General features: G+C 71.2%; 12 protein-coding genes. 6 read left to right on the forward strand and 6 right to left on the reverse strand.

Annotated features, from left to right (window positions below):
* Positions 1 to 83 precede the first annotated feature (83 nt).
* Entirely contained in the window at positions 84 to 1,805 is a 1,722-nt protein-coding gene (locus NRB56_RS03855; RefSeq protein ID WP_319942521.1) for a DEAD/DEAH box helicase, read from the reverse strand.
* A gap of 288 nt (positions 1,806 to 2,093) precedes the next feature.
* Here NRB56_RS03855 and NRB56_RS03860 point away from each other — a divergent pair, with 288 nt between their 5' ends.
* Positions 2,094 to 3,158, forward strand: coding sequence for a YihY/virulence factor BrkB family protein (locus NRB56_RS03860; protein WP_153339525.1), 1,065 nt, complete (start codon positions 2,094 to 2,096; stop codon positions 3,156 to 3,158).
* Here the strand turns inward: NRB56_RS03860 and NRB56_RS03865 are convergent.
* On the reverse strand, positions 3,155 to 3,391 hold the full coding sequence (locus tag NRB56_RS03865) for a DUF3039 domain-containing protein (RefSeq protein ID WP_026343056.1): 237 nt from the start codon (positions 3,389 to 3,391) through the stop codon (positions 3,155 to 3,157). The two genes, NRB56_RS03860 and NRB56_RS03865, sit on opposite strands and share 4 nt — an antisense overlap.
* 237 nt (positions 3,392 to 3,628) lie before the next feature.
* Between NRB56_RS03865 and NRB56_RS38685 the strand changes: the two genes are divergently transcribed.
* Positions 3,629 to 3,988 carry a DUF3099 domain-containing protein gene (locus NRB56_RS38685; protein WP_319942638.1) on the forward strand — a complete coding sequence of 120 codons (360 nt, stop codon included), beginning with the start codon at positions 3,629 to 3,631 and terminating at the stop codon, positions 3,986 to 3,988.
* Here NRB56_RS38685 and NRB56_RS03875 read toward each other — a convergent pair.
* On the reverse strand, positions 3,959 to 5,278 hold the full coding sequence (locus NRB56_RS03875; RefSeq protein ID WP_319942522.1) for an MFS transporter: 1,320 nt from the start codon (positions 5,276 to 5,278) through the stop codon (positions 3,959 to 3,961). The genes NRB56_RS38685 and NRB56_RS03875 overlap by 30 nt on opposite strands.
* Positions 5,279 to 5,379: 101 nt before the next feature.
* On the opposite strand from NRB56_RS03875, the gene NRB56_RS03880 reads away from it, so the two are divergent.
* Positions 5,380 to 6,117, forward strand: coding sequence for a VOC family protein (locus tag NRB56_RS03880; RefSeq protein WP_153339137.1), 738 nt, complete (start codon positions 5,380 to 5,382; stop codon positions 6,115 to 6,117).
* Here the strand turns inward: NRB56_RS03880 and NRB56_RS03885 are convergent.
* Complete coding sequence (locus NRB56_RS03885) at positions 6,044 to 6,523, reverse strand: hypothetical protein (protein WP_153339138.1); 480 nt, start codon at positions 6,521 to 6,523, stop codon at positions 6,044 to 6,046. The two genes, NRB56_RS03880 and NRB56_RS03885, sit on opposite strands and share 74 nt — an antisense overlap.
* A gap of 121 nt (positions 6,524 to 6,644) precedes the next feature.
* Between NRB56_RS03885 and NRB56_RS03890 the strand changes: the two genes are divergently transcribed.
* Complete coding sequence (locus NRB56_RS03890; RefSeq protein WP_153339527.1) at positions 6,645 to 7,655, forward strand: GlxA family transcriptional regulator; 1,011 nt, start codon at positions 6,645 to 6,647, stop codon at positions 7,653 to 7,655.
* Positions 7,656 to 7,753: 98 nt separating this feature from the next.
* On the opposite strand, the gene NRB56_RS03895 is transcribed toward NRB56_RS03890, so the two are convergent.
* A complete protein-coding gene (locus NRB56_RS03895; RefSeq protein ID WP_153339139.1) occupies positions 7,754 to 9,367 on the reverse strand; it encodes a solute symporter family protein in 1,614 nt (537 codons plus the stop codon).
* A complete protein-coding gene (locus tag NRB56_RS03900; protein WP_153339140.1) occupies positions 9,364 to 9,702 on the reverse strand; it encodes a DUF485 domain-containing protein in 339 nt (112 codons plus the stop codon). The genes NRB56_RS03895 and NRB56_RS03900 overlap by 4 nt, the downstream gene beginning before the upstream one ends.
* 224 nt (positions 9,703 to 9,926) lie before the next feature.
* Here NRB56_RS03900 and NRB56_RS03905 point away from each other — a divergent pair, with 224 nt between their 5' ends.
* The gene (locus NRB56_RS03905) at positions 9,927 to 11,471 is read left to right on the forward strand and encodes a DUF7782 domain-containing protein (protein ID WP_153339141.1); all 1,545 of its coding nucleotides are present in this window, start codon (positions 9,927 to 9,929) and stop codon (positions 11,469 to 11,471) included.
* 198 nt (positions 11,472 to 11,669) lie between these two features.
* Entirely contained in the window at positions 11,670 to 12,641 is a 972-nt protein-coding gene (locus tag NRB56_RS03910) for a sigma-70 family RNA polymerase sigma factor (protein ID WP_153339142.1), read from the forward strand.
* Positions 12,642 to 12,648 lie beyond the last annotated feature (7 nt).

Raw genomic sequence — 12,648 nt, forward strand, 5'->3', positions numbered from 1 at the left:
AGAATCCTCCAACAGAAGACCACGGGCGGCCCGCACGGGCCGCCCGTTTTCTGTGCCCACGTCCGCGCCCGAGGGCGCGGACCTCACATCCGGCGCAGCGCCGCGATCCGGTCGGTCAGCTGATCGGCGGTGGCCAGCGCGGTGGGCGGTCCGCCGCATTCCCGCCGCAGTTCACCGTGGATCACGCCGTGCGGCTTACCGGTGCGATGGTGGTGCATGGCGACCAGGCTGTTCAGCTCGCGGCGCAACTCACCGAGTTTGTCGGCGGTGGCGACCCGCTCGGCCGCGGCCGTGGCGCTGGGGCCGGGCCCGGCCAGTTCGGCGACCTTCGCCGCGGTGCTGCGCTCGGCCACCTGCCGGGACTGCCGGTCGCGCAGCAGCGCGCGCATCTGATCGGCGTCCAGCAGGCCCGGGATGCCGAGATAGTCGGCCTCCTCGTCGCTGCCGGAGAAGGTGGCGGTGCCGAACGAGTCGCCGTCGTAGATCACCTGATCCAGTTCGGCGTCCGCGGCCAGCGCGACGAACTTGCGCTCCTCCTCGCCGGGCTCGTCCTTCTGCCGGTTGGCGTCGGTGAGCAGTTCGTCCTCGAACGCGTTCTTCTCCCGGTGCGGCTTGCCCAGCACGTGGTCGCGCTGCACCTCGAGCTGTGCGGCCAGATCCAGCAGCACCGGCACCGAGGGCAGGAACACGCTCGCCGTCTCCCCCGGCCGGCGGGCGCGCACGAACCGGCCGATCGCCTGCGCGAAGTACAGCGGCGTCGACGCGCTGGTGGCGTACACGCCCACCGCGAGCCGGGGCACGTCGACGCCCTCGGACACCATGCGCACCGCCACCATCCACGGTTCGGTGCTCGTGGCGAACTCGCTGATCCGGTTCGAGGAGCCGGGATCGTCGGACAGCACCACCGCCGGTTTGGAGCCCGAGATGTGTTCCAGCAGTTCGGCGTAGTCGCGCGCCTTCTCCTGATCGGTGGCGATCACCAGGCCGCCGGCGTCGATCAGGCCGGTGGCGCGCAGTTGCCGCAGCCGGGTGTCGGCCGCGGTCAGCACCTTCGACATCCAGTCGCCGGCCGGGTCCAGCGCGGTCCGCCAGGCGCGAGCCGTCTGTTCGGCGCTCAGCGGCTCACCCAGGCGGGCGGAGAACTCCTCGCCGGCGCTGTCGCGCCAGTGCGCCTCGCCGGAGTAGGCGAGGAACACCACCGGGCGAACCACGTTGTCGGCCAGCGCTTCCGAATATCCGTAGGAGTAGTCCGGCCGGGAGCGCTGGAAGCCGGACTCGTCGGGCTCGTAGGTGACGAACGGGATCGGCGAATCGTCGCTGCGGAACGGGGTACCGGTCAGCGCCAGCCGCCGGGTGGCGTCGCCGAACGCCTCCGCGACGCCCTCGCCCCAGCTCTTCGCGTCGCCGGCGTGGTGGATCTCGTCGAGGACCACCAGAGTGCGCCGATTCTCGGTCCGCACACGGTGTTTGAACGGGTGCGAGGCGACCTGCGCGTACGTCACCACCACTCCGTGATAGTCGCCGGAGGTGGCACCCGTGGAGTTGGAGAAGTGGGAGTCCAGCTGGATCCCGGAGCGCGCGGCCGCCGCGGCCCACTGATGTTTGAGGTGCTCCGTCGGGGCGACCACGGTGATCTGGTCGACCGTGCGATCGGCCAGCAGTTCGGCGGCCAGCCGCAGCGCGAACGTGGTCTTACCGGCCCCGGGCGTGGCCACGGCCAGGAAATCGCGTGGCTTCGACGTCAGATACTTGGTGAGAGCCCTGCGCTGCCATGCACGTAACGAACTACCACCACCCGAAGTCACTCCAGAGAGACTAGCGAGCGATACCGACACGTGCCCAATCCACATCCCCGTGTCGCGGCCGAACCGGGCCGCCGGGCCGCGTCACCGCGGGCGGATCCGGTGCGGCCGAGCGGCCGGAAAGCCTTGGTTCCCTGGCCGGTTGCCGCGAGCCGCATCCGTACGGCACACGTGGAGGCGGCAATTCGGCCCGGCGTGGGCGATGCTGTAGTGACAATGGACACTCCGCACCGCCCTCCCGATTCCCGCCGGCCCACCGGCCGCACCGTCCGTGCGGTCGCGCGCCTGCTCATGGCGGGGTGGAGCCGGGTGTGGGAGTTGCTCGTCCGCGTCGGGGTGAAGGCGTGGCGCGACTCGATCTTCGCGAAATCCGCGGCCGCCGCGTTCTGGCAGACGCTCTCGCTGGCGCCGCTGCTGCTGGGTGTGCTGGGCAGTCTCGGGTACGTCGGCAGCTGGTTCTTCGGGCCGGACACCGTGCACATCGTCGAGGGCAAGATCATCAGTTTCAGCCGGAACCTGTTCACCGCCACCGTGGTCGACGATCTGATCGCGCCGACCGTGCGGGACGTCCTGCAGCGCGGCCGAGGCGCGGTGGTGTCGGTCGGTTTCGTGCTCTCGCTGTGGGCGGGCTCGTCGGCGATGGCCACCTTCGTGGATTCCATCGTGGCCGCGCACGATGAGCAGGACGCGCGGCATCCGGTGTGGCAGCGCATCGTCTCGCTGGTGCTGTACCTGCTGTTCCTGGTGATGGCGGTGTTCGTGCTGCCGGTGGTGGCGCTCGGGCCGGTGCTGTTGCGCCGGATCCTGCCGGGGCAGTGGCGCGAACCCGGGCTGCGCCTGGTGGACGCCTTCTACTATCCGGGCACCGCGTTCCTGCTGATCCTGGCGCTCACCACGCTGTACAAGCTGGCCCTGCACCGGTCGCCGCCGTGGCACCGGTTGTTCGGCGGTGCGCTGGTCGCTGGCGTGTTCTTCATGGTCGCCAGCGACGGGCTGCGGCGCTATCTCGGCTGGGTGGCCCGCACCGGCGTCAGCTACGGCGCGCTCGCGGCGCCGATCGCCTTCCTGCTGTTCACCTATTTCCTCGGCTTCGCGGTGGTCCTCGGCGCGGAGTTCAACGCGGCCGTGCAGGAGTTCTGGCCGGCCCACCGCAGCCGCTCACCGATGCGCCGGGTGGCGCGAGCGCCGCGGTCGGCTTACCGATGGGCACGGACGCGTCGCGGCCGGGCGCCGGGCGCGGAGGACGGATCGACCGAGGAGCGCGAGTCCGGCGCGGTGGCCTCGCCCGGCCCGGACCGGCCCGCGTGCGACGCTCCGCCGCCGGACCTGGCGCCCGCCGCGACGGGAGAGGGCTAGTCGCCCTTGCGTAGCGTCTCGTAGATGCGCTTGCAGTCCGGGCAGACCGGCGAACCGGGCTTCGCCGACTTGGTGACCGGGAACACCTCCCCGCAGAGCGCCACCACGTGCGTGCCCATGACCGCGCTCTCGGCGATCTTGTCCTTCTTCACGTAGTGGAAGTACTTGGGAGTGTCGTTGTCGGTCGACTCGTCGGTCGTGCTGTCCGGGCGAACCAGGGTATCGGTACTCACGCCGTCCATGATGCCAGCCGGGCAGCCGGCGGTCGTGTGCGACGGGCCGCCGGGCGGGCCGTTCGCGGATGCGCGCGCTCCCGGCGGGGTGTGCATTCGATCTCGTCCGGTGGAAGACTCGAAGGTATGCAGCGTGAGGGCGATTCCCCCGATTTCCAGCCCGGCGATCCCCGGGCCCGCGACATCGAGGGCGACGACACCCCGCACCCGGCCTTCGAGACGCTCCCGCCGGGCAGCGTGCCGCGCCCGTCGCGTCCCGCTGCGGGCTACTTTCCCGGCGAGGGCAAGCATCCGGCGCTGATCACCGAGGCCGCGCCCTCGCTGGAGCAGCAGCATCGGGCGCGGGTGCGCCGGTACTCGCTGCTGATGGGGTTCCGCATCCCGTGCCTGGTGCTGGCGGCGGTCGCCTACAGCTTCTGGAGCAACGCGCTCATCTCGCTGCTGATCATCGGCGTCTCGATCCCGCTGCCGTGGATCGCGGTGCTGGTCGCCAATGACCGGCCGCCGCGCCGCAAGGACGAGCCCAGCCGCTGGGACGAGCGGCGCGCGGCGAAGGCGGCACTCGAATCAGGCCATCACCGCGCCATCGACGGCTGAGGGACGCGGCGTACGAGCCCGGATCGCGGCCGACATCAGCGCCGCCACCAGGCACAGTCCGCCGGCGAGGTACCAGGCCAGGTCGTAGCTGCCGCGCGCGTCCCGGATCGCCCCGGCGCCGGTCGCGGCCAGCGCCGCGCCGATCTGGTGTGACGCGAACACCCAGCCGAACGCGATCGGGCCGTCCTCGCCGAAGAACTTCCGGCACAACGCCACCGTGGGCGGCACGGTCGCGATCCAGTCCAGGCCGTAGAAGACGATGAACACCCACATGCTGGGCTGGGTGTGCGGCGCGAACAGCATCGGCAGGACCATCAGCGACAGGCCGCGCAGCGAGTAGTAACCGACGAGCAGCCAGCGCGAGTCCAGGCGGTCGGTGAGCCAGCCCGAGGCGATGGTGCCGACCACGTCGAACACGCCGACGGTCGCCAGCAGCCCGGCGGCCGTGGTCGGCGGCATGCCGTGATCGTGGGCGGCGCTGACGAAATGGGTGCCGACCAGGCCGTTGGTGGACGCGCCGCAGACCGCGAACCCAGCGGCCAGCAGCCAGAACTGCGGCTTCCAGGAGACCCGCGACAGCACCGCGAGCGCCCGGGACGCGCCGCCGGTGACGCGGACCCGGACACCCGCCGGGCTCCCCGGCTCGGCGCCGTAGGCCGACTCGTCGACATCGCTGGGATAGTCGCGGATGAACAGCAGCACCAGCGGCACCACCGCCAGCGCGGTGGCCGCGACCACCAGCGACGGCGTCCGCCAGCCGTGCGCCTGGGCCAGCGCCGACACCAGCGGCAGGAACACCAGCTGACCGGTGGCGCCGGCCGCGGTCAGCACACCGGTCACGAGCCCGCGCTGCCGCACGAACCAGCGGCCGGTGATGGTGGCGACGAACGGCATCGACATCGAGCCGACCCCCAGGCCGACCAGCAGGCCCCAGGTGGCGAGCAGCTGCCACGGCTGCGTCATGAACACCGTCAGCCCGCTGCCGGCGGCGATCAGCACCAGCGCGACGGCCACCACCCGGCGGATGCCGAACCGATCCATCAGCGCCGCCGCGAAGGGCGAGATCAGGCCGTAGAGCAGCACGTTCAGCGACACGGCGGTGCCGATCGTGGCGTGCGACCAGCCGAATTCCTGATGCAGTGGGTCGATCAGCACGCTCGGCACCGACCGGAAACCGGCCGCGCCGATCAGTGCCACGAAGGCGGTGGCCGCGACCAGCCAGGCCGGGTGCAGCCGGCGGCGCACGGGGGTGCTCGCATCGATGGGGGCGGGGTTCCGCAACTCGGTCACTCGAAGATCGTCCAGGACGGGTGGGTTGCCGCGCGAGTGGCCTGAATGCCACAATCCATCAAGATTCGGCCAACCCGACCGGTCGATCGGAGGTATCGGGCATGATCCGCTGGGCCTGGATTTTCCTGGACCGTCCCGCCGACCGCTTCGAGGCGGCGTTCACCTTCTGGCCCGCGGTCACCGGCACGCGGCTGTCCGAACGCAGCGGCGCGCGAGGCGAATTCGCGACCCTGCTCCCCCCGGCCGGCGACCCGTATCTGCGCGCCCAGGCGGTCGGCGGCCCGGGCGGCGCGCATCCGGACTTCGACGTCGACGATCTCGCGACCGCGCGGCGGCATGCCCACGCCCTGGGCGCGGTGACCGTGGCCGATCACGACGGCTGGTCGTACCTGCGCTCACCGCAGGGGCAGGCGTTCTGCCTGACCACCGAGGACGGCCGGGAGGTTCCGCCACCGGCCACCGGGCCCGGCGGCGAACTCGCCCGGCTCGACCAGCTCACCCTCGACATCGCCCCCGGCGGCTACGACCGGGAGGTGGCGTTCTGGGCCGCCCTGACCGGCTGGGAACTCCAGGCCGCCGGAGAGCCCGAATTCGTCCGCCTGGTACCGCCTTCCGGGCTGCCGTTCCGAATGTTGTTGCAGCGCTTGGGTGAAGAGCGACCGTCGGCCGCACACCCGGACATCGCCTGCAGCGACATCGAGGCCGTCGCGTCCTGGCACGAAAAGCACGGCGCCCGAAGGGTTTCCCGGGGCGCGCACTGGATCGTCATGAACGATCCCACCGGTGGGGTCTACTGCCTGACACCACGCGATCCGCACACCGGAAGGCTGCCGGAATGAGCGGTGCGGCGAACCGCGAGCCACGTTCGGCGCCGGGCGGCCCGGTACCCGGCGCCGGCGCCGCGCCGGGTGGCAGTGCGGCACCCGACGCGGAACCGACACCCGGCGGAGGTACCACATCCGAGGCGGGTCGGGCAACCGGCGACGGCGTGGCGACCGGCGATGGCGTGGCGGCCACCAGCGGCGCGGCCACCAGCAGCGGCATGGCGACCAGCAGCGCGGCGACCACCAGCAGCATGGCGACCAGCAGCGCGGCGACCACCAGCAGCATGGCGACCAGCAGCGCGGCGACCACCAGCAGCATGGCGACCAGCAGCGCGGCGACCACCAGCAGCATGGCGACCAGCGGCGCGGCGACCACCAGCGGCGTGGCGACCACCAGCAGCGTGGCGACCAGCAGCGGCATGGCGACCAGCGGCGCGGCGACCAGCGGCGGCGTGGCGGGTGGCGGCGCGCTCGGTGGCGGCGCGGCCGGTGGCGGGGATTCGATACCGGGCCGGAACGGGGGGTCGGGTCGCGGGGGCCGGATGCGGGGCGAAGGTCCGGGTTGGGGCGGGGGGCTTACCGGAGAGGCGATCGTGCCGCATCGGGTGGCGGTTCTGGCCCTGCCGCTGGTGGTCGGATTCGACATGACGATCCCGCCGCTGGTGCTGGGTCACGCCACCGACACCCTGGGTCGGCCGCTGTACGACGTGCGGGTGTGCGGGCTGGACACCGAGCCGGTGGAATCGACGATGGGTTATGCGATCGTGCCGCAGGCCGGGCCCGAACTGCTCGCCACCGCCGACACCGTGATCGTGCCCGGCACCCGGCTGTCGGGACCGCGCACCGACGGTGCGCTGCCGCCCGAGGTCGGCGCCGCGCTGGCGCTGATCCGGCCCGAGGCACGGCTGGTGTCGATCTGCACCGGCGCGTTCGTGCTCGCCGCGGCCGGGCTGCTGGACGGGCGGCGGGCCACCACGCACTGGGCGCACGCCGAGTCCTTCCGTGCCCGGTTCCCCGAGGTCCGGCTGGACGAGAACTTGTTGTTCGTGGCCGATGACAACGTCTACACCTCGGCCGGTCTGGCGGCGGGGCTGGACCTGTGCCTGCACCTGATCCGCACCGACCACGGCAGCGAGGTGGCGAATCGGACCGCTCGTTACTGCGTGGTGCCGCCGTGGCGCGAGGGCGGGCAGTCGCAGTTCATCGACCGGCACATCCCCGAGGACGGCACCGACGGTACGGCCGCCACCCGCGCCTGGGCGTTGCGGCACCTCGACGCCGACATCGATCTGACCGTGCTGTCGGCGCACGCGCGGATGAGCGTCCGCAACTTCACCCGCCGGTTCAAGGCCGAGACCGGTGTCGCTCCGGGCGCCTGGCTGCTGCAGCAGCGCCTGCGCCACGCCCGTCATCTCCTCGAATCCACCGATCTGCCGATCGAGGAGGTCGCCCGCGCGGCCGGGCTCGGCACCGCGGGCTCGCTGCGCCACCACGTGCGCGCCGAGCTGGGCGTCCCGCCACTCGCATACCGGAAAACCTTCCGCGCGGGCTGAATTCGAGAGGTCGGCGACGCTCAGCCGGGGTCACGTACAGAAGTGTTGCGCGGCACGCACTCTCGGGATGAATGTGGCCGCCGCCGACCCGGGCCCCGCTACCCCGCCTTCTCGGCGCCCGCGCCGGTGTGCGAACGCACCTGCATCTCTTCCCATTTCGCCTCGTCGTGCTCCTTGGACAGCATCGTGCCGAGCCAGCCGAGCAGGAACGACAGCGGAATCGAGACGATGCCCGGATTGGACAGCGGGAACCAGTGGAAGTCGGCCGATTTGATCATCGACGTCTTGGCGCCCGAGACCGCCGGCGAGAACACGATCAGCACGATCGTGATGATCAGCCCGCCGTAGATGCTGCACAACGCGCCCGTGGTGTTGAACCGCTTCCAGAACAGCGTGTAGAGAATGGTCGGCAGATTGGCCGAGGCGGCGATGGCGAAGGCCAGGGCCACGAGGAAGGCGACGTTCTGGTTCTTGGCGAAGATGCCGCCGACGATCGCGATCGCGCCGATCACCACCGCGGTGATGCGGGCGACCCGAACCTCCCCGCTGCGATCGTCCCCGGACTCACCGCGCTTCAGCACGTTCGCGTACACATCGTGCGCGAACGACGCCGAAGCGGTGATGGTGAGCCCCGCCACGACCGCGAGAATGGTCGCGAACGCCACTGCCGCAACGAATCCCAGCAACCATGGGCCGCCCAGTTCCAGCGCCAGCAGCGGGGCCGCCGCATTGCTGCCGCCGGGCGCCTTGCTGATCTTCTCCGGCCCGACCAGCGCCCCGGCGCCGTAGCCGAGCACCAGGGTGAACAGGTAGAACAGCCCGATCAGCCCGATCGCCCACACCACCGAGCGCCGCGCGTCCTTGGCGCTGGGCACCGTGTAGAAGCGCATCAGCACATGCGGCAGGCCCGCGGTGCCGAGCACGAGAGCCAGTGCGAGCGAGAGGAAGTCGAGCTTCGTGGTGCCGGTCTTGCCGTAGGCGACGCCCGGATCGAGCAGTTTGGCGCCGGTCTTGCCGCCGTGGTTCACCGCGTCCTGCAACAGCGAGGACAGGTTGAGGTTGTAGTCGGCGAGCACCCACACCGTCATGGCGGCGGCCGCGGCGATGAGCAGCACCGCCTTCACGATCTGCACCCAGGTGGTGCCCTTCATGCCGCCGACCAGCACGTACACGATCATGATCGCGCCGACCACGGCGATCACCAGGTTCTGCCCGGCGTCGCCGGAGACGCCGAGCAGCAGCGCGACCAGCACACCCGCGCCGGCCATCTGCGCCAGCAGGTAGAACAGGCTGACCACCAGCGTGGAGGTGGCCGCCGCGGCCCGCACCGGCCGCTGCCGCATCCGGAAGGCGAGCACGTCACCGAGGGTGAATTTGCCTGTGTTGCGCAGCATTTCGGCGACCAGCAGCAGGGCGACCAGCCAGGCCACCAGGAAGCCGATGGAATAGAGGAAGCCGTCGTACCCGTTGATCGCGATGGATCCGGCGATGCCGAGGAAGCTCGCTGCCGAGAGGTAGTCGCCGGAGATCGCGATGCCGTTCTGCGGTCCGGAGAACGCCCGGCCGGCGGCGTAATAGTGTGCGGCGGTACGGGTGTCGCGGCTGGCCCGGAACACGATGACGAGCGTGATCGCGACGAAGATCGCGAAGATGGTGATGTTGAGGCCGGGGTGGCTGCCCTCGACGGCGGCGGCGAGCACGGTGGCGGTCATCGGGTCGGTCCTTCCAGTCCGTCGCGCAGTTCCTCGGCGAGCGGATCCAGCTCACGGTCCGCGTAGCGGACGTACACCCCGGTGATGACGAAGGTCGAGACGAACTGCAGCAGACCGAAGATCAGGCCGACCGTGATGTTCCCGGCGACCCGGTGCGACATGAAGCCGTGCGCGTAGTCGGCCAGCAGCACGTAGAGCGCGTACCAGGCGAGGAACAGCGCGGTCATCGGGAAGACGAAGCGGCGCAACCTGCTTCGCAGACGCTGGAATTCGGGACTGTGATAGGCCTCGGCCCAATCGCCGGCCGGCACCGCGGCCTCGGGTTCGTTCGACAACGTACGACCTCCTCGTGAGCCAGATCACCCTATCAGGAAATCGGACATTTCCCGGGCGGTTCTCCGCAGGTCAGAGCCGCGAATTCGCTTGCGGTCATAGACATTTGCTATTCGACGAGGTTTCCGGGGCCCTGTCCGCGGGCCCGCCCTCGGCTCGCGTCCCGCCGCCGGGCGGGCGGGCCGGGAGCCGGGTCGGGGGGAACCGTTGTGGCAGAGTTCGTCCCATGCCGACCACACAGCCGACCAGCACGTCCCTGCTCGCCGCGCTCGCACCCGAACTGGGCACCGCCCTCCGGCGCGTGCGCTACGACGCCGACACGCTGCTCGAACTGCTCGGCGACGACGGGCAGGCCGCACTGAGCCGCGCGGAACCGGTACCGGTGCGCCGCGTCGCCCGGACCGCCGGGGAACTCGGCACCCTGGTCCGGCTGCTGCTGCTCGGCGACGCGCTGCCCGTCCGCGAGGTGGCCGCGGCCCTGGCCCCGGTGGACCCGGAGACGGCGGTGGCGGCCGGACTGCTGGAACGCGACGGCGACCTCGTGCGGGCCGCCCTGGATCTGCGCCCGGTGGACCTCGGCGACGGCAACCGATGGGTGTTGTCCGACCTCGACGACACGGTGCCGCTGTCCGGGCCCGGATCCGGCTGGACGCGGCGGCGACTGTCCGCCGACCACGTGCTCGGCGTGGGGCACGCCTCGCTGTCGCTGCTGCGCGCCACCCCGACCCGGAGGGTCGGCTCGGTACTGGACCTCGGCACCGGCTGCGGTGTGCAGGCGGTCCACGCGGCCGCGTACGCCGATCGGGTCACCGGCACCGACGTCAACCCGCGCGCGCTGTGGCTGGCGGAGGCGACCGCGGCGCTCAACGGCCTGGATGTCGAACTGCTGCCGGGCTCCTGGTTCGAGCCGGTGGCCGGGCGGCGATTCGATCAGGTGGTCGCCAATCCCCCGTTCGTGGTCGGACCGGCCCGGGTCGAGCACACCTATCGCGATTCCGGCCTGGCCCTCGACGGCGCCAGCGAACTGGTGATCTCCGGCGCCCCCGAGTTGCTGGCGCCGGGCGGCACCGCCGCGATGCTGGCCTCCTGGGTGCACCGCGCGGACGAGGACTGGCGGGGCCGGGTGTCGCGCTGGCTGCCCGATCACGGGATCGACGCCTGGATCGTGCAGCGCGACGTCGCCGACCCGGCCCTCTACGTGGGCACCTGGCTGCGCGACGCGGGACTGGATCAGCGCGATCCCGAGACCCGGGACCGGGCCGAGGCGTGGCTGGACGCGTTCGAGACCGCCGGCGTCGAGGGCATCGGCTTCGGCTTCGTCTATCTGCGCGCCGTCGACGGCCCCACCGAACTGCTCGCCGAGGATCTCACGCACGGCTTCGACGACCCGCTGGGCGCCGAGGCCACCGCGTACTTCGAGCGATCCGCGTGGCTGCGCGCGGTGGCCGCCGATCCCGGGGTGGCGTGGAGCGCCCGCTACACCGTGGAGCCGGCGACGGCGCTGGAACGGGTCTTCCTGCCCGGTGCCGACGGCTGGGACCAGCGGGTCGTCCGGCTGCACCGCGGCGACGGCCCGCGCTGGCAGCACGAGGTCGACGACACCACCGCGGCGCTGCTGGCCGGGATGCGCGCCGACGGCCTGCCGCTGCACGAACTCGTCGACCTGCTGGCGGTAGGCCACACCGGCGCGACCGCCACCTCCGAGTTCGCGGCCGATGCGCTGACCGTGGTGACCGGTCTGGTGCGGCACGGGCTGGTTCAGCCGCGTTGATCACGATCCGGCCACCATTCGGCGCGATTCGGCCCGAGGGAACGCCCATGGTTCCCCGAGAAGTGTGTTCTTAGGAACTTCTCAGCCGTAGGCGCCGGTAAGCGCAGCTCAGAAAGGGTTTATCGGCGCGAACCCGGGGAACTTTTCGAATGTCGGTTCCGTTGACCGGAGTGAGACACCACCGACAGGAGGCAAGTCATGACAAGCCCCGCCACGACCGAAGTGCGCGCCACCGATACGTCGGACCTCGACGCCCAGAGCCCCGCGGCCGACCTGGTCCGGGTCTACCTGAACGGCATCGGCAAGACGGCGCTGCTCACGGCCGCAGACGAGGTGGAGTTGGCCAAGCGCATCGAGGCGGGCCTCTACGCGCAGAACCTGTTGGAGACCGGGAAGCGGCTGTCCGCGACCCGCAAGCGCGAGCTCGCGATTCTCGTGCGCGACGGCCAGGCCGCCCGCCAGCACCTGCTGGAGGCCAACCTGCGACTGGTGGTGTCGCTGGCGAAGCGCTACACCGGCCGCGGGATGCCGCTGCTCGACCTGATCCAGGAGGGCAACCTGGGCCTGATCCGGGCGATGGAGAAGTTCGACTACACCAAGGGCTTCAAGTTCTCGACCTACGCCACCTGGTGGATCCGGCAGGCCATCACCCGCGGTATGGCCGATCAGAGCCGCACCATCCGGCTGCCCGTCCACCTGGTCGAACAGGTCAACAAGCTGGCCCGGATCAAGCGCGAACTGCATCAGCAGCTCGGCCGCGAGGCCACCGACGACGAGCTGGCCCGCGAGTCGGGTATCGCGGTCGACAAGATCGCCGATCTGCTCGACCACAGCCGCGACCCGGTGAGCCTCGACATGCCGGTCGGCAACGACGAGGAGGCGCCGCTCGGCGACTTCATCGAGGACTCCGAGGCCACCTCCGCGGAGAGTGCGGTCATCGCCGGCCTCATGCACCGCGACGTGCGCAGCGTGCTCGCCACGCTGGACGAGCGTGAGCAGCAGGTCATCCGGTTGCGCTACGGCCTGGACGACGGCCAGCCGCGCACCCTGGACCAGATCGGCAAGCTGTTCGGGTTGTCCCGGGAGCGGGTGCGGCAGATCGAGCGTGAGGTGATGTCGAAGCTGCGCAAGGGCGAGCGGGCCGACCGGCTGCGCGCCTACGCCAGCTGAGTCACAC

The sequence above is a fragment of the Nocardia aurantia genome (assembly GCF_009604425.1).
Classification (GTDB): Bacteria; Actinomycetota; Actinomycetes; order Mycobacteriales; family Mycobacteriaceae; genus Nocardia; species Nocardia aurantia.

What these genes read in the sequence shown, in the direction of transcription:
- NRB56_RS03860 (WP_153339525.1), top strand. Translation starts at nt 2,094, where the DNA reads ATGGCGGGGTGGAGCCGGGTGTGGGAGTTGCTCGTCCGCGTCGGGGTG.
- NRB56_RS03895 (WP_153339139.1), bottom strand. Translation starts at nt 9,367, where the DNA reads ATGACCGCCACCGTGCTCGCCGCCGCCGTCGAGGGCAGCCACCCCGGC.
- NRB56_RS03890 (WP_153339527.1), top strand. Translation starts at nt 6,645, where the DNA reads ATGCGGGGCGAAGGTCCGGGTTGGGGCGGGGGGCTTACCGGAGAGGCG.
- NRB56_RS03885 (WP_153339138.1), bottom strand. Translation starts at nt 6,523, where the DNA reads ATGCCGCTGCTGGTCGCCACGCTGCTGGTGGTCGCCACGCCGCTGGTG.
- NRB56_RS03880 (WP_153339137.1), top strand. Translation starts at nt 5,380, where the DNA reads ATGATCCGCTGGGCCTGGATTTTCCTGGACCGTCCCGCCGACCGCTTC.
- NRB56_RS03905 (WP_153339141.1), top strand. Translation starts at nt 9,927, where the DNA reads ATGCCGACCACACAGCCGACCAGCACGTCCCTGCTCGCCGCGCTCGCA.
- NRB56_RS03910 (WP_153339142.1), top strand. Translation starts at nt 11,670, where the DNA reads ATGACAAGCCCCGCCACGACCGAAGTGCGCGCCACCGATACGTCGGAC.